Below are 26,699 nucleotides of genomic sequence, written 5' to 3'. Positions count from 1 at the left end.
ACGCGTTACCTGACACACCGCCTTCGCGAGCAAGCTCGCTCCCACAAAGAACATCATCGAGTTCAGAGGATATTCGAGTAGTCCGCCTCGATCCGGTCCAGGCTCAAGTGATTGAGGAAGTTGGAGAAGCACATCCACGCCGACAACGCGTTCATGTCGCGGAACTGGTCCGGCAGGTACTTGGGCGGCACCACCAGGCCTTCGTCCACCAGCTGACGCAGGGTTCGCATGTCCTCCAGCGTGGTTTTGCCGCAGAACAACAGCGGGATCTGCTCGAGCTTGCCCTTGCGCACGGCCAACTGAATGTAGTTGTAAACCATGATGAAGCCCTTGAGGTAGGACAAGTCTTTGGTGAATGGCAGACCTGTCGGCGTCGATCCACGGAAAACCCGACTGGCGTTGCCATAGCTTTCCGCCATTTCGAAGCCCTGCTCGCGGAAGAACTCGAAAATCTGCAGGAAGTCCGCGCCCTCCTCGACCATGTGGATGGCGCGGGTGCGGTTGGTCAGTTTACGCAGGCGGCTCGGGTAGGAGGCGAAGGTGATGATTTCCATCAGGATCGCCAGGCCTTCCTGAGTCACTGTCGACGAGGGCGGGCCCTTGGACAGGAAGGTGCAGATCGGCTGGTTCAAGCCGTTGAGCGTGGTGCCGACGTGCACCAGGCCTTCGTGGACTTCCAGCGCGCGCACGTCGCGGTCGTTGAACATCGCGTCGGTGCGGATCTTGATGTAGTCGGCGCCCGCCGCCGCATCGGCGACGATCCCGTCGGACTCGAACACGCGGATGGTTTCCTCGGCCTCACCGAACACCTTGTTCAGCCGGGTTTGCAGCAGGTGCACGGCGTCCTTGGCGGTGAGGACCTTCGGTTCGTCCTTCAGGTCGCCACGACCATCGATGTTGTTCAGGTAGTCGGACATCATCAGGCCGAGGTCGGCCAGCGTGGGGTCACCGGCGTGGAACGCATCCGACGCGGCGCCGTACAGTTCCTGGGAAATCAGGCCGAAGTCCTCGGTGCCGCGCGCTTCGAGCATGCGCACCACCATCCGGTATTCCTTGCACATGCGGCGCATGATCTGGCCGACCGGGTTGAACTGACCGAGCTGACGGGTGATGTCGCGCTCGATGTTCTGGAATTCCAGCTTGACCCTGCTTGAGTCGAAGGACAGCGGCCGGTTGAGGTAGTAGTCGCGATCCACCGCCGGCAATTCCTTGCCCTTGGCCTTGAGGAAACCCTTGCGAATGTTCTCGTCCCACTTGACCGCGTCGAGCACGCGGATCGGCGTCTGCGCCAGCACAATGCGATCGGACAACGTGCGTATCGTCTGCTGGTAATCGTCCACCCGAAACTCCTGTAGAAAACGTGACGTACTGGATTATTTGGCTTTGGCCTGATGCTGATAGCGCGCCGCTTCGACGAAAACGTCGGAATTGGCCGGGTCGTCGAGGTAAGCAAAGACCTTTTCAAGCGGACTGTCGACCTGCACGCCCTCGCCGTCATCGGTCTGGAAGCCTTGGCCGTCGAGGGTTTTCTGGGCGATGGCCTGGTTGATCTGCTCAAGGTCGAGGTTGTAGATCACCAGCTCGCGCTTGTCGGTGATCTCGAAACCGGCAATGGTGAAGTGCCCGCCGTATTGCGCCGGCACCTTAGCCGACAGGTACCAGCGGTTGCCATGGCGCGACACCGTGAACGGATAGGCTTCACGCTCGCGGGGTTTGGCCTTGAAGTACGCAACCGCCTGATAGCGATCGTTGCCCAGGCGCGTCAGCTCCAGATTCATCGGCTCGCCCCAGGCATTGGTGCTCGACCATTGGCCGAGCAGGCCCTTGGGCGCCGGTTCACTGGCGGGCAGCGGATCCTTGAAGGTCACCAGACATCCACTGAGCAACAGGAACGACAAGGCGATCAGCACGCCACGCCAGGCTTTCATTCGACACTCCCTAGACCCGAACTCACCAGCGAATCTGTGGGAGCGAGCTCGCTCCCACAGGGGATTGCGTTACACCGACGCGAGTACCAGGTGCATATAGCGCGTCAGAATGCCGAGCATGTCCTCTTCGGCCAAAGGCTCGGCGTCGTTGAGCAGGCCCTGATATTCCATCCGTCCGATAATCGCCGTCAACACCTTGGCATCCTGCTGCGGCTCGCGCGAGCCCAATACCTGGAACAACTGGCAGGTGCCCTGCAACAGAATCTGCTGATGGGAACGCACCAGTTCCGCCAGACGCGGGTTCAGCAATGCTTCCTGGCGGAACGCCTGTTCCGCCATCAAATGCTCGCGACGGTTGACCAGTTGCCGGTGCACGTAGTCGGCCATCAACCGGGCGATATCGTCAGCCAGTTGCGAGCGCGACTCCGGGCTGCCGTCACCGCTGACCACCATTTCGCGCAGCAGGCCTTCGTTGTTGATCCACAGCTTGGCCATGTAGGCCGCGCTGCGTTCGACGTATTGGGCGAAGGTATCGGTGAGCAGGTCATCGATGTCCTTGAAGTAATACGTGGTGGCCGACAGCGGCACTCCGGCCTCGGCCGCCACCGCCCGGTGACGCACAGCGCGCACGCCGTCGCGCACGACGATGCGCATCGCCGCATCGAGAATGTCCTGTCGACGCTGTTCACTGCCCTGCCGGCTGGCCTTGCGGCCCTGGTACTGAACACTTTCAGCGACCGCAGTGGCGATTCCCGCTGCACCCTCTTGAGCCATTGCACCGATCACGACAGGCATACCTCTGTTGTTTTCTTCAAAATTAACCATTTGATACGTTTGTACCAGACAGGCAATAAAAAGCCGCCCATTTCAGGCGGCTTTTTTATTGAAACAATTACGCTTGCGGCCGCATGTGCGGGAACAGGATCACGTCGCGGATCGACGGGGAGTTGGTCAGCAGCATCACCAGACGGTCGATGCCGATACCTTCACCGGCCGTTGGCGGCATGCCGTACTCCAGCGCGCGAACGAAGTCGGCGTCGTAGTGCATGGCTTCGTCGTCACCGGCGTCCTTGTCGGCCACCTGCGCCATGAAACGCTCGGCCTGGTCTTCCGCATCGTTGAGCTCGGAGTAGGCGTTGGCGATTTCACGGCCACCGATGAACAGCTCGAAGCGGTCGGTGACGTTCGGGTTCTCGTCGTTGCGACGGGCCAGCGGCGACACTTCGAACGGGTACTGGGTAATGAAGTGCGGCTGCTCGAGCTTGTGCTCGACCAGCTCTTCGAAAATCATCACCTGCAGCTTGCCCAGACCTTCGAAGCCCAGCACCTTGGCGCCGGCCTTCTTGGCGATGGCGCGAGCCTTGTCGATGTCGTTCAGGTCATCGGCGGTCAGGTCCGGGTTGTACTTGAGGATCGAGTCGAACACCGAGAGACGGGCGAACGGCTCGCCGAAGTGGAACACCTTGTCGCCGTACGGCACGTCGGTGCTGCCCAGAACCAGCTGCGCCAGCTCGCGGAACAGTTCTTCGGTCAGGTCCATGTTGTCTTCGTAGTCGGCGTAAGCCTGGTAGAACTCCAACATGGTGAATTCAGGGTTGTGACGAGTCGAAACGCCTTCGTTACGGAAGTTGCGGTTGATCTCGAACACTTTCTCGAAACCGCCAACCACCAGACGCTTGAGGTACAGCTCTGGCGCGATACGCAGGAACATTTCCATGTCCAGCGCGTTGTGGTGGGTTTCGAACGGCTTGGCCGCGGCGCCGCCAGGAATGGTCTGCAGCATCGGCGTTTCGACTTCGAGGAAGTCGCGCTTCATCAGGAAGCTGCGGATGTGCGCGATCACTTGCGAACGGACGCGGAAGGTCTGACGCACGTCTTCGTTGACGATCAGGTCAACGTAGCGCTGACGGTAGCGCTGTTCGGTGTCGGTCAGGCCGTGGTGCTTGTCCGGCAGCGGGCGCAGGGATTTGGTCAGCAGGCGCACGCTGGTCATCTCGACGTACAGGTCGCCCTTGCCGGAACGGGCCAGGGTGCCTTCGGCGGCGATGATGTCGCCCATGTCCCAGGTTTTCACCGCGGCCAGGGTTTCTTCAGACAAGGTTTTGCGGTTGACGTAGACCTGGATGCGACCGGTCATGTCCTGGATCACCATGAACGAGCCACGGTTGAGCATGATGCGACCTGCAACCTTGACCGGGATCGCAGCCTCTGCCAGCTCTTCCTTGGTCTTGTCCGCGTACTGCTTTTGCAACGCATCGCAGTAGTTGTCGCGGCGGAAGTCGTTCGGGAAGGCATTGCCCTTGGCGCGCTCGGCAGCAAGCTTTTCCTTGCGCAGGGCGATCAGGGAGTTTTCTTCCTGTTGCAGGGCCTGGTCGAGTTGTTGGTCGCTCATGTCTTTAAATATTCCATCACAGGTTCGTTGCCCCCGCCGGTGACGGGGGACTTGAGGTCGGGTGAAAGCTTACAGGCCCGATTTCAGGCTGGCTTCCAGGTATTCGTCGATGTCGCCGTCGAGCACCTTGTCGCAGTCGCTGCGTTCGATGTTGGTACGCAGATCCTTGATCCGCGAGGCATCGAGCACGTACGAACGGATCTGGTGACCCCAGCCGATATCCGACTTGGTGTCTTCCAGCGCCTGGGACGCGGCGGTGCGCTTCTGCATTTCCTGCTCGTACAACTTGGCCCGCAGCATTTTCATGGCGGTGTCCTTGTTGGCGTGCTGGGAACGTTCGTTCTGGCAGCTCACCACGGTGTTGGTCGGTACGTGGGTGATACGTACGGCCGAGTCGGTGGTGTTTACGTGCTGACCACCGGCACCGGAGGAACGATAGGTGTCGATCCGCAGGTCTGCCGGGTTGATTTCGATTTCCACCTTGTCGTCGATCTCTGGCGAGACGAAAACCGCGGAAAACGAGGTGTGGCGACGGTTGCCGGAGTCGAACGGGCTCTTGCGCACCAGACGGTGCACGCCGATCTCGGTTCGCAGCCAGCCGAAGGCGTATTCGCCCTTGATGTGCACGGTGGCGCCTTTGATCCCGGCGACTTCACCGGCCGACAGCTCCATGATGGTCGCGTCGAAACCGCGTTTATCGGCCCAGCGCAGGTACATGCGCAGCAGGATGTTGGCCCAGTCCTGGGCTTCGGTGCCGCCGGAACCGGCCTGGATGTCCAGGTAGGCGTTGTTCGGGTCCATCTCGCCGCTGAACATGCGACGGAATTCCAGTTTGGCCAGGGACTCTTCGAGACCCTGGAGGACTTCGACGACGTCATTCACGGCGCCTTCGTCGTTCTCTTCAACGGCCATGTCGAGCAGCTCGCGGGAATCGGCCAGGCCGGTGGCCAGCTCGTCCAGGGTGTCGACGATCTGCGCCAGCGTCGAGCGCTCGCGGCCCAGTTCCTGGGCGTATTCAGGTTTGTTCCAGACTGCAGGATCTTCAAGCTCGCGATTGACTTCGATCAGACGCTCATGCTTTTGATCGTAGTCAAAGATACCCCCGAATAGATTCGGAGCGCTCGGACAGGTCCTTGATGGTGTTCAGGATCGGGTTGATTTCCATGACGGGCAGCACTCGTTGGCGAACTTTTGAAAGCCGGCGAGTATAACGTAATCACGCTGTCACGGCAGCCCGTCTGGCGGCTCTTGAGGCGAATGAACTCAATGGTTCATTCGATCCCCACCTGATTGCGCCCGTTGTTCTTGGCCAGGTACAGGCCGCGATCCGCCGCCGAGATCAGCAACCGGCAGTCGCTGCCCGACTCCGGCACCATGGTCGCCAGACCGATGCTGATGGTCAGGCTCGAGCCTTCGGCCGGGGCATTGTGCGGAATTTTCAGCGCCGCAACCGTCTGGCGCAGCTTTTCCGCCACCAGTCGCGCCCCGCCCGGCGAGGTGTTGGGCAGCACCAGCGCAAATTCTTCGCCGCCATAACGCGCCGGCAGATCGGACGGCCGGGCACTGGCCTCGCGAATCGCCGTGGCGACCTTGCGCAGCGCTTCGTCGCCCTCGACATGGCCGAAGGTGTCGTTGTAGGACTTGAAGTAATCGACGTCGATCATCAGCAGCGACAACTGGCTCTGGTCACGCAGCGAGCGGCGCCATTCCAGTTCCAGGTATTCGTCGAAGTGCCGACGGTTGGACAGCCCGGTCAGGCCGTCGGAGTTCATCAGGCGTTGCAACACCAGGTTGGTGTCGAGCAATTGCTGCTGACTGACCCGCAATGCGCGGTAGGCCGCGTCCCGTTGCAGCAATGTCATGTAGGAGCGCGAGTGATAGCGGATACGCGCCACCAGCTCGATGTTGTCCGGCAGTTTCACCAGGTAATCGTTGGCCCCGGCGGAGAACGCCGCACTTTTGATCAGCGGGTCTTCCTTGGTCGACAGGACGATGATCGGAATGTCCTTGGTCGCCGGGTGATTGCGGTATTCGCGCACCAGACTCAGGCCGTCGAGGCCGGGCATCACCAGATCCTGGAGGATCACGGTCGGCTTGATTCGCACTGCGTGGGCCACAGCAAGATGCGGGTCGGAGCAGAAGTGGAAGTCGATGTTCTCTTCGTTCGACAGCCCACGGCGCACGGCTTCGCCGATCATCGCCTGATCGTCCACCAACAACACCATGGCGGCGTTCTCGTCGGTTTTGATGTCATCGATCTGTAAGTCATTCATGGGCGGTCACCTGAGTGCTGCGGGGGCCAGGATTGCGGACGAACATGTTCATTTGGGGAAAATCTCCAGCAATCGTGGCGCTATCTTTTCCAGTGGACGGATTTCTACGGCCGCGTCGATGGCTGCGGCAGCCTTGGGCATGCCGTACACCGCACTGCTTTGCTGATCCTGCGCGATGGTCAGATAACCCTGTTGGCGCATGAGCTTAAGCCCTTGAGCCCCGTCGCGTCCCATCCCTGTCAATAAAACCCCTACTGCGTCACCGTTCCAGTAGTTGGCGACGCTTTCGAAAAACACGTCGATCGAGGGGCGATAGATCTCGTTGACCGGCTCGGCGGTGTAGGCCAGCGTGCCGTTCTTGAGCAAACGAATATGGTGGTTGGTGCCGGCCAGCAGCACTGCGCCGGCCTGCGGCGGTTCTCCTTCGCGGGCCAGACGCACGTCCAGGCCGCTGGCGCTGGCCAGCCATTCGGCCATGCCGGCGGCGAACACCTGATCGACATGCTGCACCAGCACGATGGCCGCCGAAAAGTGGCGCGGCAGGCCTTTGAGCAGGACTTCCAGCGCCGCCGGGCCACCGGCCGAGGAGCCGATTGCCACCAGTCGCTGGCGCGAGGCGGTACTGCGTGGGGTCGCAGGTGCGGGACGCGCGCGGGCGGTTTTCTCGCCGATCAACCAGCCGATGTTGAGGATCTTGCGCAGCAGCGGCGCCGCCGCTTCCTGAGGATTGCCGCCGCCGATGGCCGGGGTGTCGACCACGTCCAGCGCGCCGTGGCCCATGGCTTCAAACACCCGGTGCACGTTCTGCTGGCGGTCCACGGTGACGATAACAATCGCGCAAGGGCTCTCGGCCATGATCCGGCGGGTGGCCTCGACGCCATCCATCACCGGCATGATCAGGTCCATCAGGATCAGGTCGGGAGTGTTTTGCGCGCACAGGCGCACCGCTTCGGCGCCGTTGCCGGCGACCCACACCACCTGATGCGCCGGCTCGAAGGCCAGTGCGCGGCGCAGGGCCTCCACCGCCAAAGGCATGTCGTTGACAATTGCGATCTTCATGCCCGCGCTCCTCCGATGAGCTCAACCACCGCGTCAAGCAAGGCGTCGTCATGAAAACTGGCCTTGGCCAGATAATAGTCGGCGCCGGCGTCCAGTCCACGGCGGCGGTCTTCCTCGCGATCCTTGTAGGAAACAACCATCACCGGCAGCGATTGCAGACGGTTGTCCCGGCGCAGCAGCGACACCAGTTCGATGCCGTCCATGCGCGGCATGTCGATGTCGGTGATCAGCAGATCGAAATCCTCTGAGCGCAGGGCGTTCCAGCCGTCCATGCCGTCCACCGCAACGGCCACGTCGTAGCCGCGATTGAGCAGCAGCTTGCGTTGCAGTTCGCGCACGGTCAGCGAGTCATCGACCACCAGAATCCGCTTGCGCGCGGCTTCTGCGGCCTGATTGCCGTGGCGTGCGATGCGCTCCAGACGCCCGGTGTTGAGCAGTTTGTCCACCGAACGCAGCATGTCTTCGACGTCGACAATCAGCACCACCGAGCCATCGTCGAGCAAGGCCCCGGCGGAAATGTCCTGCACCTTGCCCAGCCGCTCGTCCAGCGGCAGCACCACCAGCGTGCGCTCGCCGATGAAGCGTTCGACCGCCACGCCGTAGATCGCATCGCGCTCGCGGATCACCACGACTTTCAAGGTGTCGCCGCTGTTCTGGCTGGCCGGACGCTGCAATAACTGACTGGCCGCAACCAGCCCGACATGTCGACCTTCGTGCCAGAAATGCTGGCGGCCTTCGACCTGCACAATGTCGTCCGGCGCCAGATCGCACATGCGTTCGATGTGCGCCAGCGGGAAGGCGTAGGCCTCGTCGCCGACTTCCACCACCAGGCTGCGCACCACCGACAGGGTCAGCGGCACTTCCAGATGGAAGCGACTGCCCTCGCCCGCCGTCTGCTCCAGCACCACCGCGCCGCGCAACTGGCGGACCATGTGCTGAACGGCATCGAGGCCGACGCCGCGCCCGGACACTTCGGTGACCTTGTCTCGCAGGCTGAAGCCCGGCAGAAACAGGAAGGTCAGCAGTTCTTCTTCACTCAACTGAGCGGCGGTTTCCGCTGGAGACAACTGGCGTTCGACGATGCTGCGGCGGACTTTTTCCAGATCCACGCCGTTGCCGTCGTCGCTCAATTCCAGCACCAGCAGACCGGCCTGATGCGAGGCGCGCAGACGAATCAGCCCTTCCTCGGACTTGCCTTTGAGCAGGCGCTCCTGCGGAGTTTCAATGCCGTGATCGACTGCATTGCGCAGCAGGTGCGTCAGCGGTGCTTCGAGTTTTTCCAGTACATCGCGATCGACCTGAGTCTTCTCACCCTCGATTTCCAACCGCACCTGTTTACCGAGGCTGCGACCGAGGTCGCGGACCATCCGCACCTGCCCCGACAACACATCGGCGAATGGCCGCATGCGGCAGGCCAGGGCGGTGTCGTAAAGCACTTGTGCGCGCTGACTGGCTTGCCAGGCAAACTCGTCGAGCTCGGCGTTTTTCTCTGCCAGCAACTGCTGGGATTCGGCGAGCAAACGGCGCGCGTCTTCCAGTGCCTCTTGAGCTTCAAGGCTCAGGGCATGTTCCTTGAGATGAACGTTGAGACTTTCCAGCGCCCGCAGGCCGTTGTTCTGCATGCGCTTGAGGCGCTGCATGGTGGCCAGGTGCGGTTTGAGGCGCTGGGTTTCCACCAGGGATTTGCTCGACAGATCGAGCAGGCTGTTCAAGCGTTCGGCGGTGACCCGCAGCACCCGCTCGCCGCCCTCAGTGGTGCGTTTGCTCTTGCGCGGCGCGGGCGCAGGCTCCGGCTCGGCCACCTCGGCGGGGGTTTCAACGGGCGCGGACTCAGCCACCGGCGGTGGCTGAATCTGCAACTCGGCCATCGGTGGCGCACTTGGAACCGCAGGGACCACTGCCGGCGCCGTCGGATCGAGCAACCCGCCCATCAATGCCACGTAAGCCTCGATGTCCGCCGGTTGCGGGCCGTTGGCCGGTGTAGCAATGCGCATCAGCAAATCGGTGCCCTGCAACAGCGCGTCGATATGTTCCGGGCGCAGGAACAACCGTCCTTCCTGGGCGCTGACCAGACAATCCTCCATCACGTGGGCGACGCTGACGCCGCTGTCGATGCCGACGATCCGCGCCGCGCCTTTCAACGAGTGCGCCGCGCGCATGCACGATTCGAGCTGATCGGCCTGAGTCGGGTTGCGCTCAAGCGCCAGTAGCCCGGCGCTGAGCACCTGGGTCTGGGCTTCGGCTTCGAGGCTGAACAGCTCGAGCAGGGAGGCGTCGCGCATTTGCTCGGGGGTCATGTGAGGCTCCGGGAGACGGCGGACAACAGCTGTTCTTCATCCAGCCAACGTAGACTGCGACCTTTGAAAGGCAGCACGCCTCGGGTGTATTTGGCGCTGGCCTGTGCGCCGGACCGCGACGCGGCGTCGAGGATGCGCTCGTCGATGGCGTGAATCCCGTCGACTTCGTCCACCGGCACCACCACCGGCCCGCCCTGGGCCGCGATGATCAGCATGCGCGGCATGATCCGCGCGCCGGTCGCCGGAGCCGCATTGCTGTCGAGGTCGAGCAGTTCGACCAGCGACAGGCACGCCACCAGCGCACCGCGCACGTTCGCCACACCGAGCAAGGCCCGGGAGCGCTGGTGCGGCAGCGAGTGAATCGCCTGCAACGGCGCGACCTCCACCAGACTGCGGGTGGCCAGGCCGAGCCATTCTTCGCCAAGGCGGAACATCAGCAGCGAACGGGTCTTCAGCTCGGTTTCAACCTGGGTCGCCACCGGATCGCGCTCGTCCTGCTGCAACGCATAGCGGTCGAGCAGGCGCGTGGCGGCGGCGGAATACACCGAGCAATTGCGGCAATGGATGTGCTCGTCCAGCAGCGGACAGGACTTGTCGCCGTGAATGCCGATGCGGTTCCAGCAATCGTCGATGGCCCGGGCGTCTTCGTGGGTGACATTCAAGGTGTCGGACGGGATCATCGTTTACGCTCACTGTCGGCGGTGCGGTCGCTGCGGGCGGCGCGCTCCTGCAATCGTCTGGCACCGGCCGCGTCGCCCTGGGCCTGCAGCAGCGCGGCCAGGTGCATCAGGGCTTCAGGGTGTTGCGGTTCGAGGTACAGCGCCTTGCGGTAAAAACCCTGGGCTTCGAGGGCGCTGCCGGCGACATCGCTCAGCAGGCCGAGCCAGTAAAACACCTGGGCCACCGGCTCGTGGCTGCGCAAATACTGTTCGCATGCGGCACGGGCGTCGGCGCTTTTGCCTTCGTTGGCCAGGGCGGCGATGTTGGCCAGCAGCGTTGCGGCGTCGGGATTGTTGCTTTTAGCCGTCGCGGGCAAAGGCGTCACGCCCGCAAACGGGCGGTTGCGCACCGGCGGCGGTGGCGTGCTGCGTACCGGTTGGCGCACAGGCAACGGCACGGGAATCGCGGTCGGCATCGGCAACGGTTCGGGTTGTGGATCGCTGTGACGGCTGAAGGCAAACGACTGCGGGATCCCGATCGATCGCATGCCCAGCCGCCCGAGCAGACTGCCCTCGGCCGGGCCGATAAACAGCACGCCATCAACATGGGTCAGGCGCTTGAGCACCGCGAATACCTGCTGCTGGGTCGGCTGATCGAAATAGATCAGCAGGTTGCGGCAGAACACGAAATCGAACGGCGGCTCGTTGACCAGCAATGACGGATCGAGCACGTTGCCGACATGCAGGCGTACCTGCTCGCGGACGATTTCATTCACCCGATAGCCCTCGTTCTCGGCAAAAAAATGCCGCTCGCGAAAGTCCAGTTCCTGACCGCGAAACGAGTTCTTGCCGTACAGCGCCCGCCGCGCCTTGTCCACCGACAAGGGGCTGACGTCCATGCCATCGACCTTGAACTGATGGGGCTTGAGGCCGGCGTCGAGCAAAGCCATGGCAATCGAATAGGGTTCTTCACCGGTGGAACACGGCAGGCTGAGGATGCGCAGCGCGCGCATGTTGTTCAGTTCACCCAGGCGTTTGCGCGCCAGTTTGCCCAGTGTGGCGAAGGATTCCGGGTAACGGAAAAACCAGGTTTCGGGGACGATTACCGCTTCGATCAACGCCTGCTGTTCATCCCGAGAGCCTAGCAAGGTCTGCCAGTACTCATTGGCATTCACCGTTTGCGACAGGGTGATGCGCTGGCGTACAGCCCGCTCGATGATCGCCGGGCCGACCGAGGCGACGTCAAGGCCGATGCGTTCCTTGAGGAAATCGAAGAAGCGCTGGTCGCTGCTCATGGCTGCTCCTCAAGCTGCGCCGGATCCAGCGGCGGCGACGGGAACAGCAGCGTGCGCACCGACTCGTCAAGCAAGTCGTTGACCCGCACCCACTGCACCAGCCCTTGCGCGTCTTCACGCACCGGACCCAGGTACGGCGCCTGACGATTGTCGAGGCCGTACGGCTGAAAATCATCCGGGTTGCAACGCAAGGTGTCGGTGGCCTGTTCGAGGATCAGGCCCAGCCAGTGCGACGGCTGCGATTCATCCGCGCGGTAATGCACCAGCACCAGCCGTGTGCTGGTGCGCGCTTGCGCAGGATGGCCGAACGTCAGGGCACTGAGGTCGATCACCGGCACCACCGTGCCGCGATAGGCGAACACCCCTGCCACCCAGTGCGGCGCCCGGGCAATCGGCTTCAACGGCAGGCGCGGCAGCACTTCGGCCACTTCCGTGGCGCGCAAGGCGTAGCGTTCGCTGCCGATGCGAAACAGCAGGAACAGCGCCTGCTTCGCCACCGGTGCAGCGCTGCGTTTGGCGGTGATTTCGCTCATCAGACTTTGAATCGCGAAACGCCGCTGCGCAGGCCCACGGCCACCTGGCTCAGTTCGTCGATGGCGAAACTGGCCTGACGCAACGACTCGACCGTCTGGCTGCTGGCATCACCCAGCTGCACCAGCGCATGGTTGATCTGTTCGGCGCCGGTGGCCTGGGCCTGCATGCCTTCATTGACCATCAACACCCGCGGCGCCAGCGCCTGCACCTGATGGATGATCTGCGACAGCTGCTCGCCGACCTGCTGCACTTCGGCCATGCCGCGACGCACTTCCTCGGAGAACTTGTCCATGCCCATCACCCCGGCGGACACCGCCGACTGGATCTCGCGGACCATCTGTTCGATGTCGTAAGTCGCGACAGCGGTCTGGTCCGCCAGACGCCGCACTTCGGTGGCGACCACGGCAAAACCGCGACCGTATTCGCCGGCCTTCTCCGCTTCGATCGCAGCGTTCAGGGACAGCAGGTTGGTCTGGTCGGCGACCTTGACGATGGTCACCACCACCTGATTGATGTTGCCGGCCTTCTCGTTGAGGATCGCCAGTTTGGCGTTCACCAGATCTGCCGCGCCCATCACCGAGTGCATGGTGTCTTCCATGCGTGCCAGGCCTTGCTGCCCGGAGCCGGCCAGCACCGAGGCCTGATCGGCGGCGGTGGAGACTTCGGTCATGGTGCGCACCAGGTCGCGGGAAGTCGCCGCGATCTCGCGCGACGTTGCGCCGATTTCAGTGGTGGTCGCGGCGGTTTCGGTGGCGGTGGCCTGCTGTTGTTTGGAGGTGGCGGCAATTTCGGTCACCGACGTGGTGACCTGCACCGACGAGCGCTGGGCCTGGGACACCAGCGAAGTGAGCTCGGTCATCATGTCGTTGAAGCCGGTTTCCACCGCGCCGAACTCGTCCTTGCGCTCGAGATTCAAGCGGCTGCTCAGGTCGCCGGTGCGCATGATGTCGAGGATCTGCACGATGCGGTTCATCGGCGCCATGATTGCGCGCATCAGCAACAGACCGCAGAGGCCGGCAGCCAGCACAGCCACCAGCAGCGAGACGAACATGCTGACTTTGGCCGCTGCCACAGCCTCGTCAATGTTGGCCATGGCCTGGTCGGCGACTCGCTTGTTCTCGCCGATGATGTCGTTGAGTTTCATCCGGCCCGAGTACCAGGTCGGTGTCAGTTGCTCGTTGAACAGTTTGACGGCTTCGGCTTCAAGATTGCGTTTGTGCAGATCAAGCACGGCGTCCTGAATCTTCATGTAGGAGTCGTGATACTTCTCGAACGCTGCGAATTCGAGCTTGTCCTCGTCCGTAACGACCGTGTTGCGGTAATTGGCCATCTGCTCCTGAAGTCGGGATTCGAAAGCCTTGTAATCGGCCGCATCTTCACTGCTGATGCCCTGCCCTTCCTTGAGCCCCAACAGTTCCTGGGTCTGCAGATAACTGTCGACCCACGCGCCACGAATCATCGAGCTGTAATAGACGCCGGGAATCGCGTCGTCACGGACGCTGTTTTCACTGGCTTCGATCTTCAACAACCGTGAATACGAGACGACCACCATCAACAGCATGATGGCGATAATCACCGCAAAGCTCGCCAAAATGCGTTGGCGCAACGTCCAGTTCTTCACAGTCAGTCCTCAGGGCCAGATCGAAATTGCGGGGGAGTATAGCTGAGGGCGGTGTTTCATTTATAAGACGGTTTGCCGCGCTCAGGCCTTCCGGTAGTCAACGGGGTGGGCTCTGGACAGGGACTTTCAAGGAATCGGAGGGTGGCGTGCCAGTGACGCAATGGCAAAAAGGGGCGATGAATTGGTCATTTCAGCTGCTGCAACGAAAGAACCCGCCATCCTGTGCGGGATTGCGGGTTCTGATATCGCTGACACCGGTTTTACTGGGTAGCTACGCGAACCTGCTTCTCAAGCTCCACCTTCAACCCCGGCTCCAGCTTCAACTGCTTCGCCAGCTCATCCAGATACGCCTTCTCCATAAAGTTCTCCTCATCCACCATCATCACGCTCGCCACGTACATCTCGGCGGCCATCTCCGGTGTGCTCGCTGCACGGGCGACGTCGGTGGGGTCGAGGGGTTTGTTGAGTTCGGCGTGGAGCCAGTGTTTGAGTTCCTGATCGTTGTCGAGTCTGGTGAATTCGCCTTCGATCAGTTGGCGTTCGCGGTCGTCGATGTGGCCGTCGGCCTTGGCGGCGGCGACCAGGGCTTTGAGGATGGCCTGGCTGTGTTGTTCGACTTGCGCCGGTGGCAGGCGATCGACGGTTTGCGGTTCGTTTTGTGGAGCGGTGCCTTTCTGGGCGTTCCAGTTGCCGTAGGCTTTGTAGGCGATTACGCCCAGTGCAGCGAGGCCGCCGTAGAGGGCGACTTTACCGCCAACCTTGCGGGCCTTTTTGCTGCCCAGCAGCAGGCCCATGGCGCCGGCCGCCAGGGCTCCGCCGCCTGTGCCTGAGAGCAAACCGCCGAGTGCGCCATTACCGGAAGATCCGCCCAGCAAGCCGCCCAAGCCACCGGCAGCCGGTTTGTTCTGCGCCCCGCCCGCCTTGTTCTGCAGCAGATCCTGGCCGGACTTGAGGAGTTGATCGAGCAATCCACGGGTGTTCATGTTCCGTCTCCAAACTGGTTTTATCCGGATCAATAAGGCCCTCAGCCTAGTTCGAAAGTGCCCGTCACTCGGGTGCGAGTGTGCTTCCAGATGTTGCCTGGCCCGGAGCAGCCATTCGCGAAAATAGATATACACTCGGGGCAATCTATAAAAACCGCCCACCGGGTAAAACGTCCATGATGACCTTGCGTCAGATCCGCCATTTCATCGCCGTGGCCGAGACCGGCTCGATCTCCGCCGCCGCGCAAACCGCATTCATTTCCCAATCGACCCTGACCCTGGCCATCCAGCAACTGGAGGAAGAAATCGGGGTCAGTCTGTTCAACCGCCACGCCAAGGGCATGACCCTTACCCATCAGGGCCACCAGTTCCTGCGCCAGGCGCACTTGATTCTGGCCACCGTGGACAACGCCAAACGCAGCCTGCAACAAAGCACCGATCAGGTCGCAGGGCAGTTGATTGTCGGCGTGACCAGCCTGGTGGCCGGTTATTACCTGGCGGATTTGCTCACTCGTTTCCAGCGCGCCTATCCCAACGTCGAGATACGGGTGATGGAGGACGAACGGCCGTACATCGAGCATCTGCTGGTCAGCGGCGAGATCGATGTCGGTGTGCTGATTCTCTCCAACCTCGAAGACCGCCACGCCTTGCAGACCGAAGTACTGACCCACTCGCCGCACCGTTTGTGGCTGCCGGCCCAGCATCCGCTGCTGGAACACGACAGCATCAACCTCGCCGATGTTGCCCGGGAGCCGTTGATTCAGCTGAACGTCGACGAGATGGATCGCAATGCCCAACGCCTGTGGCGCGGCGCCGGGCTGCAACCGAAGATCACCCTCAGAACCGCGTCCACCGAGGCAGTGCGAAGTCTGGTGGCGGCGGGTCTCGGCGTTTCGATCCAGCCGGACATGACCTACCGCCCATGGTCGCTGGAAGGCGACATCATCGAGGCCCGGCCGATTGCCGACCTCAGCCAGACCCTCGACGTCGGTCTGGCCTGGCGTCGCGGCACTGCGCGCCCCTCGCTGGTCGATCCGTTTCTGACCGTGGCCCGCGAGCAGCCTCACGGTGGACGCAAGCCATCTATTTAATCGAATGCCACCTTCAGTATTTAGAATTTGTCGACCCCGGAGCCGCGCACTAGTCTTGCTGCATCGATAAGACGGTCGGCTCCCGGAACAGGGAGCAACATGGCCATACAAGAAAAGAGATCACGGAAAATGGCTGGCGCGCAGACCCACATGCACACCGCGTTGCTGATCGACGGCGAACTGGTCACCGGCCAGGGTTTTGTCGAACCGATCCTCAACCCGGCCACCGGCGAAGTCCTGACCCAGATCGCCGAAGCCAGCACCGAGCAAGTTGAAGCCGCCATCCTCGCCGCCCACCGCGCCTTTGCCGAGTGGTCGCGCACCACCCCGCAACAACGCTCGAATCTCCTGCTGGAAATCGCCAACGCCGTCGAAAAACACGCCGACCACCTCGCCCGCCTCGAAGCACTGAACTGCGGCAAGCCGCTGCATCTGGCGCGGCAGGATGATTTGACCGCGACCGTCGATGTGTTCCGCTTCTTCGCCGGCGCCGTACGCTGCCAGACCGGCCAGCTCAGCGGCGAATACGTGCCGGGCTACACCAGCATGGTGCGTCGCGATCCGATTGGCGTCGTCGCGTCGATTGCGCCGTGGAACTACCCGATCATGATGGCCGCGTGGAAAATCGCCCCGGCCCTCGCCGCCGGCAATACGCTGGTGTTCAAGCCGTCCGAGCACACGCCGCTGTCGATCCTGGCGCTGGCTCCGGCACTGGCCGAAATCCTGCCGCGCGGAGTGATCAACATCGTCTGCGGCGGCGGAGAAGGCGTTGGCAGTCATCTGGTCGGGCATCCGAAAGTGCGCATGGTGTCGCTGACCGGCGATATCGTCACCGGCCAGAAAATCCTCCAGGCCGCCGCCAAAACCCTCAAACGCACGCACCTCGAACTCGGCGGCAAGGCTCCGGTAATCGTCTGCAACGATGCCGACATTAAAGCCGTGGTCGAAGGCGTGCGCACTTATGGTTATTACAACGCCGGGCAGGATTGCACGGCGGCTTGCCGGATCTACGCCCAGGCCGGGATTCACGACAAATTGGTGGCCGAACTTGGCGCGGCGGTCAGCAGCCTGCGTTTCGCCGGCAAGCGTGACGCCGACAACGAAATCGGCCCGCTGATCAGCACGCGCCAGCGCGACCGCGTGGCCAGCTTCGTCGAACGCGCCCTCGGTCAGCCGCACATCGAGCGGGTCACAGGCGCAGCGGTGCATTCGGGTGCCGGGTTCTTCTATCAACCCACCCTGCTGGCAGGTTGCAAACAGAGCGATGAAATCGTCCAGCGCGAAGTGTTCGGCCCGGTGGTGACCGTGACCCGCTTCGACGAACTGGCGCAAGCGGTGGACTGGGCCAACGACTCGGAATACGGCCTCGCCTCGTCGGTGTGGACCCAGAATCTGGACAAGGCGATGCAGGTCGCCGCGCGCCTGCAATACGGCTGCACCTGGATCAACAGCCATTTCATGCTGGTCAGCGAAATGCCCCACGGCGGCCTGAAACGCTCCGGTTACGGCAAAGACTTATCCAGCGATTCGCTACAGGACTACAGCGTGGTGCGGCACATCATGGCCCGCCACGGCCAGCATCTCTGACTACGCTAATAACAAGCCGCTGACGGCATGCTTCACCGCGTTCACAACTGCCCCGACCATAATTTAAAGAAGAGGGTTCACCATGTTCGTGCACAAGACCGCACTGCTCAGTGCAATCACCACGGCCCTGCTGGCCAGCGCCAGCCTGCAGGCCGCCGAGCCGCTGAAAGCCGTCGGCGCCGGCGAAGGCCAGCTGGATATCGTCGCCTGGCCCGGCTACATCGAACGCGGTGAAAGCGACAAGGCCTACGACTGGGTGACCGGTTTCGAGAAGGAAACCGGCTGCAAGGTCAATGTGAAAACCGCCGCCACCTCCGACGAAATGGTCAGCCTGATGGCCAAGGGTGGTTACGACCTGGTGACCGCGTCGGGCGATGCGTCGCTGCGGTTGATCGTCGGCAAGCGTGTGCAACCGATCAACACCGCGTTGATCCCGAACTGGAAATCCCTCGACCCGCGCCTGAAAGACGCGCCGTGGTACGTGGTCAACAACCAGACCTACGGCACCCCGTACCAGTGGGGCCCGAACGTGTTGATGTACAACACCCATGTGTTCAAGACCGCCCCGACCAGCTGGAACGTGGTGTTCGAGGAACAGAACCTGCCCGACGGCAAGCCGAACAAGGGTCGCGTGCAAGCCTACGACGGCCCGATCTACATCGCCGATGCGGCGCTGTACCTGAAATCCACCAAGCCTGAGCTGGGGATCAAGGATCCGTATCAACTCACTGAAGATCAGTACAAGGCTGTGCTGGAACTGTTGCGCGCGCAGCAGAAGCTGATCCACCGCTACTGGCACGACACCACGGTGCAGATGAGCGACTTCAAGAACGAAGGCGTGGTGGCGTCCAGCGCCTGGCCGTATCTGGTCAACGGTCTGATCAACGACAAACAGCCGATCGCTTCGACCGTGCCGAAAGAAGGCGCCACCGGCTGGGCCGACACCACCATGCTGCACACCGAGGCCAAGCACCCGAACTGCGCGTACAAGTGGATGGACTGGTCGCTGCAACCGAAAGTCCAGGGTGATGTGGCGGCGTGGTTTGGTTCGTTGCCAGCGGTTCCGGCGGCGTGTCAGGGCAGTGAGTTGCTCGGCGCTGAAGGCTGCAAGACCAACGGGTTTGACCAGTTCGACAAAATCGCCTTCTGGAAAACTCCGCAGGCCGAGGGTGGGAAGTTTGTGCCGTACAGCCGGTGGACGCAGGACTACATTGCGATCATGGGCGGTAGGTAATCGATCTTTCCTGTGGGAGCGAGCTTGCTCGCGAAGTGGGTATCACATCCAACATTGCAGGTGACTGACCCACCGTTTTCGCGAGCAAGCTCGCTCCCACATGAGATCACCGCCAATACCGCGATCTCACCTGGCAACAGATAACCGTTGTTCGTTTTTCAGAAGTCCAGGCAGGGCCGCTGCGACGGCCCTCGCCTTTTTGGAGCACCGCACCATGACGCTTGCAGTCCAGTTCACCAACGTTTCCCGGCAGTTCGGCGAAGTGAAGGCCGTTGACCGGGTTTCCATCGATATCCAGGACGGCGAGTTCTTTTCCATGCTCGGCCCCTCCGGCTCGGGCAAGACCACGTGCCTGCGCCTGATCGCCGGGTTCGAGCAACCGAGCGCGGGCTCGATCCGCATTCACGGCGCCGAAGCCGCCGGTCTGCCGCCCTATCAGCGCGACGTCAACACGGTGTTTCAGGATTACGCGCTGTTCCCGCACATGAACGTGCTGGACAACGTCGCCTACGGTTTGAAAGTCAAAGGCGTGAACAAGAACGAGCGCCACAAGCGTGCCGAAGAAGCGTTGGACATGGTCGCCCTCGGCGGCTACGGCGCACGCAAACCGGTGCAGTTGTCCGGCGGTCAGCGCCAGCGTGTCGCCCTCGCCCGCGCGTTGGTCAATCGCCCGCGAGTGCTGTTGCTCGACGAGCCGTTGGGCGCTCTCGACTTGAAGCTGCGCGAACAGATGCAGAGCGAACTGAAGAAGCTGCAACGCCAGCTCGGCATCACCTTCATCTTCGTCACCCACGATCAGACTGAAGCGCTGTCGATGTCCGACCGCGTGGCCGTGTTCAACAAGGGTCGCATCGAACAGGTCGACACGCCGCGCACTCTGTACATGAAACCCACCACGACCTTCGTCGCCGAATTCGTCGGCACCTCGAACGTGATTCGCGGTGATCTGGCGCGCCAGCTCAGCGGCCATCCGCAGCCGTTTTCGATCCGCCCGGAACACGTGCGTTTCGCCGAAGGCCCGCTGGCCAGCCATGAAATCGAAGTCAGCGGTCTGCTGCACGACATCCAGTATCAGGGCAGCGCCACGCGCTACGAACTGAAACTGGAAAACGGCCAGACCCTGAGCATCAGTCAGGCTAACAATCAGTGGATCGACAGCAGCGCGCAGCACCAGACCGGTCAGCGCATCAGCGCACGCTGGGCGCGGGAAGCGATGATTGCGCTGCACGACACCGTTGCGAGCGAGGTGTGACATGACCGCCCTCGCCCTCCCTCAATCGGCGCCGTTGCGCAGGTTTTCCAACCTGCTCTATCGCAAACCGAATTTGTATCTGTCGATGCTGCTGGTGCCGCCGCTGCTGTGGTTCGGCGCAATCTATCTGGGCTCGCTGCTGGTGCTGTTGTGGCAAGGTTTCTACACCTTCGACGACTTCACCATGGCGGTCACGCCCGACCTGACCCTGGCCAACTTCGCCGCACTGTTCCAGCCATCGAACTTCGACATCATCCTGCGCACGCTGAGCATGGCCGTCGTGGTGTCGATCGCCAGCGCCATCGTCGCGTTCCCGATTGCCTACTACATGGCGCGTTACACCACCGGCAAGACCAAGGCGTTTTTCTACATCGCCGTGATGATGCCGATGTGGGCCAGTTACATCGTCAAGGCCTACGCCTGGACGTTGCTGCTGGCCAAGGGCGGCGTGGCGCAGTGGTTCGTTCAGCACCTGGGGCTGGAGCCGGTGCTGCAGTTCATTCTGGGGATTCCCGGGGTCGGCGGCAGCACCTTGTCGACCTCGCATCTGGGGCGGTTCATGGTGTTCGTCTACATCTGGCTGCCGTTCATGATCCTGCCGATCCAGGCCTCGCTGGAGCGTCTGCCGCCATCGTTGCTGCAAGCCTCCGCCGACCTCGGGGCCAAGCCGCGCCAAACCTTCATGCAAGTGATTCTGCCGCTGTCGGTGCCGGGGATTGCTGCCGGTTCCATCTTCACGTTCTCGCTGACCCTGGGCGACTTCATCGTGCCGCAACTGGTGGGCCCGCCGGGCTACTTCGTCGGCAGCATGGTCTACGCGCAGCAAGGCGCGATCGGCAACATGCCGATGGCTGCGGCGTTCACGCTGGTGCCGATCGTGCTGATCGCCATTTACCTGTCCATCGTCAAACGACTGGGGGCCTTCGATGCACTCTGAAAAAGCATCTCTCGGTTTGCGCATCGCAGCCTGGGGCGGGTTGGTGTTTTTGCACTTCCCGATCCTGATCATCTTCCTCTACGCCTTCAACACCGAAGACGCAGCGTTCAGCTTTCCACCGAAAGGCTTCACGCTGCACTGGTTCAGCGTGGCGTTTTCGCGGCCCGACGTGCTGGAAGCGATCAAGCTGTCGTTGCAGATCGCGGCCATTGCCACGCTGATCGCCATGGTGCTCGGCACCCTCGCTTCCGCCGCGCTCTACCGCCGGGACTTCTTCGGCAAACAAGGCATTTCGCTGATGCTGATCCTGCCGATTGCGCTGCCGGGGATCATCACCGGGATCGCGCTGCTGGCGACCTTCAAGACACTGGGGATCGAGCCGGGGATGTTCACCATCATCGTCGGTCACGCGACCTTCTGCGTGGTGATCGTCTACAACAACGTCATCGCCCGTTTGCGCCGCACCTCGCACAGTCTGATCGAGGCGTCGATGGATCTTGGCGCAGACGGCTGGCAGACCTTCCGCTACATCATCCTGCCGAACCTCGGCTCGGCGCTGCTCGCCGGCGGCATGCTCGCGTTTGCGCTGTCGTTCGACGAAATCATCGTCACCACTTTCACCGCCGGGCATGAACGCACCTTGCCGCTGTGGTTGCTCAATCAGTTGAGCCGCCCACGGGACGTGCCGGTGACCAACGTCGTGGCGATGCTCGTGATGCTGGTGACCATGCTGCCGATCCTCGGCGCCTACTACCTGACCCGTGGTGGCGAGAGCGTGGCCGGCAGCGGCGGCAAATGAACTCATAACAGACACCACTTTCCCCTGTGGGAGCGAGCTTGCTCGCGAAGAGGCCATGACATCCAACATTGATGTCGACTGGCACACCGCTTTCGCGAGCAAGCTCGCTCCCACAGTTTCAATTCGGTTCAAGCAGAAAAATAAAAGTGCTAGTGAGGACAACAACATGCAAACCAAACTCTTGATCAACGGCCAACTGGTCAACGGCGAAGGCCCGGCGCAACCGGTGCTCAACCCGGCGCGTGGCGAAGTGCTGGTGGAAATCAACGAGGCCACCGAGGCCCAGGTCGATGCCGCCGTGCGCGCCGCCGACAGTGCCTTCGCCGAATGGTCGCAGACCACGCCGAAAGACCGTTCGCTGTTGTTGCTCAAACTCGCCGACGCCATCGAAGCCCACGGCGAAGAACTGGCGAAACTGGAATCCGACAACTGCGGCAAACCCTACAGCGCCGCGCTGAACGACGAGATCCCGGCGATTGCCGACGTGTTCCGTTTCTTCGCCGGCGCCAGCCGTTGCATGAGCGGTTCGGCCGGTGGCGAATACCTGCCCGGCCACACCTCGATGATCCGCCGCGACCCGGTGGGCGTGATCGCCTCCATCGCGCCGTGGAACTACCCGCTGATGATGGTCGCCTGGAAAATCGCCCCGGCCCTCGCCGCCGGTAATACCGTGGTGCTCAAGCCGTCGGAACAAACCCCGCTGACCGCGTTGCGTCTGGCCGAACTGGCGTCGGATATTTTTCCGGCCGGTGTACTCAATCTGGTGTTCGGTCGTGGGCCGAGCGTGGGCAGCCCGTTGGTGACCCATCCGAAAGTGCGCATGGTCTCGCTGACCGGCTCCATAGCGACCGGCTCGAACATCATTTCCAGCACCGCCGACAGCGTCAAACGCATGCACATGGAACTGGGCGGCAAGGCTCCGGTGATCATCTTTGACGACGCCGATATCGACGCCGCCGTCGAAGGCATTCGTACTTTCGGCTTCTACAACGCCGGCCAGGATTGCACCGCTGCGTGCCGGATCTACGCGCAGCAAGGCATTTACGACAAGTTCGTCGAGAAGCTCGGCGCGGCGGTCAGCAGCATCAAGTACGGCTTGCAGGATGATCCGTCGACCGAGCTGGGGCCGCTGATCACCGCCCAGCATCGCGACCGCGTGGCCGGGTTTGTCGAGCGCGCCGTGGCGCAACCGCACATCCGTTTGATCACCGGCGGCAAGGCTGTCGAAGGCAATGGTTTCTTCTTCGAACCGACCGTTCTGGCCGACGCCCAGCAGGACGACGAAATCGTCCGCCGCGAAGTGTTCGGGCCGGTGGTGTCGGTGACTCAATTCACCGATGAAGCCCAGGCGCTGGAATGGGCCAACGATTCGGACTACGGCCTGGCGTCCTCGGTATGGACGGCGGATGTAGGACGCGCCCATCGCCTGTCCGCACGCTTGCAGTACGGCTGCACCTGGGTGAACACGCACTTCATGCTTGTCAGCGAAATGCCCCACGGCGGTCAGAAACTGTCCGGCTACGGCAAGGACATGTCCATGTACGGGCTGGAGGACTACACCACGGTTCGGCATGTGATGTTCAAGCACTAAAGGCATCCCCCCGGTTTCATGGCAGAAGCCGGTTATCCGCACCACAAGGCATTCAAAACAATAACTACCGATCCGGGCGGAGCTCACCAAGCCCCGCCACGGTTTCGGCCATCCGAAATCTGCCGATTTCACGGAGCAAACACACATGAGTGCATCACCCGATCTCTCAGCCGCCGTTGCCGACAGCGATGCCGAACAACTGCGCCAACTGGGCTACACCTCCAACTTCAACCGCAGCATGAGCCTGTGGGAAAACTTCGCGCTGGGCTTCACCTATCTTTCACCGGTCGTAGGGGTTTATACCCTGTTCGGCCTGTGCCTGGCCGCTGGCGGGCCACCGATGTTCTGGGCCTATTTGCTGGTCGGTTGCGGGCAATTGCTGGTGTGCCTGATCTTCGGCGAAGTGGTGTCGCAGTTCCCGATTTCCGGAGGTGTCTACCCTTGGGCGCGGCGTCTGGTGGGCAAGAAATGGGCGTGGATGGTCGGCTGGATCTACTCCATCGCCCTGTGCGTAACCATCGCCGCCGTTGCGGTCGGCGCCGGCCCGTACCTCGCGGCCATGCTGGGATTTGAACCGAGCAACAACACCAACATCGTCATCGCCCTGGTGCTGACGCTGTTCGCCACACTGGTCAACCTCAGCGGCACCCAAGTGCTGGCGCGGATCGCCATGTTCGGCTTCCTCTGCGAATTGGTGGGTGCGGTGATCGTCGGCGTGTACCTGCTGATTTTCGAGCGTCACCAGCCGATCAGCGTGCTGTTCAACACCTTCGATATCAGCGTCGACGGCTCCTACCTGCCGGCCTTCCTCACCGCTTCGTTGGCGGGGATGTTCCTTTACTACGGCTTCGAGGCCTGCGGTGATGTAGCCGAAGAAACCCCGAACCCGAGCAAGAAAATCCCGGTGGCCATGCGCATGACCATCTACATCGGCGGCATCGCGGCGATGTTCGCTTGCCTGGCGCTGATTCTCGCCGTGCCGGACATGCAAGCGGTGATCAACGGCACCGACAAGGATCCGGTCACCACCATCCTCAACAACGCCTTCGGCCCGGTCGGTTCGAAAGTGGTGATGGGCGTGGTGATGATTTCCTTCATCTCTTGCGTCATCAGCCTGCAAGCGGCGGCGAGTCGTCTGCTGTATTCCTACGCCCGCGATGAAATGGTCATCGGCAGCCGATTGCTGAAAAAGATTTCTCCTACGACCCAGGTTCCGGTCGCTGCGTTGTTCGTGTCCGGCGTACTGCCCGGCCTGATCATCGCCCTCGGCTTCTTCCTGCAAGACGCCGTGGCCACCATCGTCAGCTTCGCCGCCATCGGCATTTACCTCGCGTTCCAGATGATCGTCCTCGCCGCCCTGTACGCCCGCAGCAAAGGCTGGAAACCCAGCGGCAAATTCACCCTCGGCGCCTGGGGCTGGCCGGTGAACATCGGCGCGCTGGTGTACGGCGTCGGCGCAATCATCAACATGGCCTGGCCCCGCACGCCGGATGCCGCGTGGTACATCAACTACGCGATGGTGCTGAGCACGGCGATCGTGGTTGGGCTGGGGCTGGTTTACATGTGGATTGGCAAGCCGTATGACCATGGGAAGGCGCCGGCCGGGGATGCCTGGAAGGTGAGTCGCTAAAAACGTTTGGCCCCGGCACCGATAGAGTGCCGGGGTTCAAGAAAGCCGACGCAAAACATCAAAACAAAAGTTCGCACTGATCGTATTTCAGCGAGGAAATACGATCGAACAATTTGATTTTTTCGTTGGCTTTTTGCTTGGCGTGATCAGACATGAATGCAATCAACTCTTCGAGCTGATTGACGTCTCCCACCACTTTGAATTCCTTCTCCTTGTTGACGAAGACAAGGGACTTCTTCTTTCTCGACAACAGTTCTATGACGTTGCTGAGCGTACCGGTGCTCTTCGCATCCCATATCATCAAGCCGTAGTCAGCGGCTTCGGCCATCACCACGTCTTTCTCGGTGAAGAAGGCCCTCGATCCTTTGGAATGTTTGGAGTCCACTGTTCTGGCGGGCCACTGTCCAAGGTTGTTCCGCGGCGCTGGACCGCTACAGAACACAGTGGTTCTGGATCGTTCGAGACTCAGCAGATACTCCTGAATGGAGGTATCGGCGCCACCTGCATCACCAACGACCACCTCGAATTCAGACGCAACGATATTACTGATACGCTCCTTAACCTTCGGATCAAGGTTCTTGATATTGATAGAGCCAGCAATAAATACAGTCGTCATTGAATTCACTTCCAGGTTAGCGCCGCTACGTAGATCTTCCCCACCTTCGGATATTCACGCAAGACAGCACAAGCCGCGTCCATCGACGCTCCGCTGTCAAACAAATCATCTACGACCAAAACATTCCAGCATCCCTCTGTCGTAATTTCGTCATTGACGCTAAAACTGTTTCCAATCGCAGCAACCTTGTCTGCTTTGGAGTGCAAATCCTTGAGTGACTTTCCCGTAGTCGCTTTTCGAAGCAAATCCGAGAAAACCGGCCGCCTGACAATTCGCCCCAACTCCAGAGCGACCTCAGTTACCGGTTGTCGCTGACGGATATTTGAAGCAGGCATGGGCAGCACAAATCCTACTTGATCCAACATAGGGAACACATTTGTCGCTACCGCTTGGGCCAGTGGGCCGACCTGAGTCCAATCCTTCTGGTATTTGAGCTGGTAGGTCGCCTCACCAATCTCTGTGCGCTGATTATCGAAACATGGGTGTCCGCGATCATCGTTGCCGAGGAAGGTACTACTTACCATGTGCTTGTCCAGTACCCATCCCTGATCCCATGGGCCGTTGATCTGTTTGAGGGACACCTTCATTGAATTCTCCATTATTCACAAAAATCCTTTGGGCCCAGTGACCAAGGGCCGAGCATTCGGGGGATGCCTGAGATTCAAATAAATAAAGGAAAAATCATGCTTCAGGTGCAGTCTGGCTGGCGGCCATACAAAAACAGGCATTTCCTACAGACGCTACCTTCGAGAAAGATCTTCGATTCCTACAACAAGCGTCGATTAACCGGGCTTGGCACCATAAGCACCTGACCGATACGCTTCTTTTCGGCAGCGAAGTCAGCAGCCCGGTGTCGAAGCCGGAACAAAGTCAAAATGGCGCAACCGCACTCATTCGAGTGGCGGCTCTATTCTCAATATT

The 26,699-nt window shown here is 61.3% G+C and carries 23 protein-coding genes; 8 read left to right on the top strand and 15 right to left on the bottom strand.

Translation table 11 applies throughout. The annotated features are described in order from the left end of the window. Positions 1–62: 62 nt before the first annotated feature. From CAF79_RS07490 to CAF79_RS07435, 13 genes are all read right to left on the bottom strand, one after another. Positions 63–1,340 carry a flavohemoglobin expression-modulating QEGLA motif protein gene (locus tag CAF79_RS07490; RefSeq protein WP_085688808.1) on the bottom strand — a complete coding sequence of 426 codons (1,278 nt, stop codon included), beginning with the start codon at positions 1,338–1,340 and terminating at the stop codon, positions 63–65. 33 nt (positions 1,341–1,373) lie between these two features. Further along, complete coding sequence (locus CAF79_RS07485) at positions 1,374–1,928, bottom strand: hypothetical protein (protein WP_085688811.1); 555 nt, start codon at positions 1,926–1,928, stop codon at positions 1,374–1,376. A gap of 69 nt (positions 1,929–1,997) precedes the next feature. Continuing rightward, complete coding sequence (locus CAF79_RS07480) at positions 1,998–2,702, bottom strand: TetR/AcrR family transcriptional regulator (protein ID WP_011332647.1); 705 nt, start codon at positions 2,700–2,702, stop codon at positions 1,998–2,000. Between the two features lie 118 nt (positions 2,703–2,820). After that, positions 2,821–4,320, bottom strand: a complete 1,500-nt coding sequence (gene lysS / locus CAF79_RS07475; RefSeq protein ID WP_085697298.1) for a lysine--tRNA ligase — start codon at positions 4,318–4,320, stop codon at positions 2,821–2,823. A gap of 69 nt (positions 4,321–4,389) precedes the next feature. After that, a protein-coding gene (gene prfB, locus CAF79_RS28715; protein ID WP_139832565.1) for a peptide chain release factor 2 occupies positions 4,390–5,485 on the bottom strand; the annotation gives its coding sequence in 2 pieces (ribosomal slippage) (positions 4,390–5,412 and positions 5,414–5,485; 1,095 coding nt in all). A gap of 106 nt (positions 5,486–5,591) precedes the next feature. Next, on the bottom strand, positions 5,592–6,593 hold the full coding sequence (locus tag CAF79_RS07470) for a PleD family two-component system response regulator (protein ID WP_011332645.1): 1,002 nt from the start codon (positions 6,591–6,593) through the stop codon (positions 5,592–5,594). Positions 6,594–6,641: 48 nt separating this feature from the next. After that, positions 6,642–7,652: a chemotaxis response regulator protein-glutamate methylesterase gene (locus CAF79_RS07465; RefSeq protein ID WP_085697297.1), complete on the bottom strand. Its 1,011-nt coding sequence runs from the start codon at positions 7,650–7,652 to the stop codon at positions 6,642–6,644. Next, positions 7,649–9,949, bottom strand: a complete 2,301-nt coding sequence (locus CAF79_RS07460) for a hybrid sensor histidine kinase/response regulator (RefSeq protein ID WP_085697296.1) — start codon at positions 9,947–9,949, stop codon at positions 7,649–7,651. Before CAF79_RS07460 ends, CAF79_RS07465 begins: the two co-directional genes overlap by 4 nt. Beyond that, positions 9,946–10,629, bottom strand: coding sequence for a chemotaxis protein CheW (locus CAF79_RS07455; RefSeq protein ID WP_085697295.1), 684 nt, complete (start codon positions 10,627–10,629; stop codon positions 9,946–9,948). Before CAF79_RS07455 ends, CAF79_RS07460 begins: the two co-directional genes overlap by 4 nt. Then, positions 10,626–11,903: a protein-glutamate O-methyltransferase CheR gene (locus CAF79_RS07450; protein ID WP_085697294.1), complete on the bottom strand. Its 1,278-nt coding sequence runs from the start codon at positions 11,901–11,903 to the stop codon at positions 10,626–10,628. Before CAF79_RS07450 ends, CAF79_RS07455 begins: the two co-directional genes overlap by 4 nt. After that, complete coding sequence (locus CAF79_RS07445; RefSeq protein WP_085697293.1) at positions 11,900–12,436, bottom strand: chemotaxis protein CheW; 537 nt, start codon at positions 12,434–12,436, stop codon at positions 11,900–11,902. The genes CAF79_RS07450 and CAF79_RS07445 overlap by 4 nt, the downstream gene beginning before the upstream one ends. Continuing rightward, the gene (locus CAF79_RS07440) at positions 12,436–14,058 is read right to left on the bottom strand and encodes a methyl-accepting chemotaxis protein (RefSeq protein ID WP_085697292.1); all 1,623 of its coding nucleotides are present in this window, start codon (positions 14,056–14,058) and stop codon (positions 12,436–12,438) included. The genes CAF79_RS07445 and CAF79_RS07440 overlap by 1 nt, the downstream gene beginning before the upstream one ends. Positions 14,059–14,318: 260 nt before the next feature. Further along, positions 14,319–15,041 (bottom strand): tellurite resistance TerB family protein, encoded by a 723-nt coding sequence (locus CAF79_RS07435; RefSeq protein ID WP_085697291.1) that lies wholly within the window; start codon positions 15,039–15,041, stop codon positions 14,319–14,321. 176 nt (positions 15,042–15,217) lie between these two features. On the opposite strand from CAF79_RS07435, the gene CAF79_RS07430 reads away from it, so the two are divergent. The 8 genes from CAF79_RS07430 (at position 15,218) to CAF79_RS07395 (ending at position 25,162) form a co-directional block, all read left to right on the top strand. Then, positions 15,218–16,132 carry a LysR family transcriptional regulator gene (locus CAF79_RS07430; RefSeq protein WP_085697290.1) on the top strand — a complete coding sequence of 305 codons (915 nt, stop codon included), beginning with the start codon at positions 15,218–15,220 and terminating at the stop codon, positions 16,130–16,132. Positions 16,133–16,231: 99 nt separating this feature from the next. Beyond that, entirely contained in the window at positions 16,232–17,719 is a 1,488-nt protein-coding gene (locus CAF79_RS07425; RefSeq protein WP_085697289.1) for a gamma-aminobutyraldehyde dehydrogenase, read from the top strand. A gap of 82 nt (positions 17,720–17,801) precedes the next feature. Further along, positions 17,802–18,953, top strand: coding sequence for a putative ABC transporter substrate-binding protein YdcS (gene ydcS / locus CAF79_RS07420; protein ID WP_085697288.1), 1,152 nt, complete (start codon positions 17,802–17,804; stop codon positions 18,951–18,953). A 214-nt stretch (positions 18,954–19,167) separates the two neighbouring features. Beyond that, positions 19,168–20,205 carry an ABC transporter ATP-binding protein gene (locus tag CAF79_RS07415; RefSeq protein WP_085697287.1) on the top strand — a complete coding sequence of 346 codons (1,038 nt, stop codon included), beginning with the start codon at positions 19,168–19,170 and terminating at the stop codon, positions 20,203–20,205. A 1-nt stretch (position 20,206) separates the two neighbouring features. Then, positions 20,207–21,142, top strand: coding sequence for an ABC transporter permease (locus tag CAF79_RS07410; RefSeq protein WP_007954664.1), 936 nt, complete (start codon positions 20,207–20,209; stop codon positions 21,140–21,142). After that, positions 21,132–21,941: an ABC transporter permease gene (locus CAF79_RS07405; RefSeq protein ID WP_085697286.1), complete on the top strand. Its 810-nt coding sequence runs from the start codon at positions 21,132–21,134 to the stop codon at positions 21,939–21,941. The genes CAF79_RS07410 and CAF79_RS07405 overlap by 11 nt, the downstream gene beginning before the upstream one ends. A gap of 166 nt (positions 21,942–22,107) precedes the next feature. Then, a complete protein-coding gene (locus CAF79_RS07400; protein WP_085697285.1) occupies positions 22,108–23,532 on the top strand; it encodes a gamma-aminobutyraldehyde dehydrogenase in 1,425 nt (474 codons plus the stop codon). A gap of 145 nt (positions 23,533–23,677) precedes the next feature. After that, positions 23,678–25,162, top strand: a complete 1,485-nt coding sequence (locus CAF79_RS07395; RefSeq protein ID WP_085697284.1) for an APC family permease — start codon at positions 23,678–23,680, stop codon at positions 25,160–25,162. 58 nt (positions 25,163–25,220) lie between these two features. On the opposite strand, the gene CAF79_RS07390 is transcribed toward CAF79_RS07395, so the two are convergent. Then, positions 25,221–25,778, bottom strand: a complete 558-nt coding sequence (locus tag CAF79_RS07390; protein WP_085697283.1) for a hypothetical protein — start codon at positions 25,776–25,778, stop codon at positions 25,221–25,223. Between the two features lie 5 nt (positions 25,779–25,783). Next, positions 25,784–26,365, bottom strand: coding sequence for a ComF family protein (locus tag CAF79_RS07385; RefSeq protein WP_085697282.1), 582 nt, complete (start codon positions 26,363–26,365; stop codon positions 25,784–25,786). Positions 26,366–26,699: the final 334 nt, after the last annotated feature.

Source organism: Pseudomonas sp. B26(2017) (assembly GCF_002113045.1).
GTDB lineage: Bacteria > Pseudomonadota > Gammaproteobacteria > Pseudomonadales > Pseudomonadaceae > Aquipseudomonas.
This window is presented reverse-complemented; position numbering and strand designations above follow the sequence as displayed.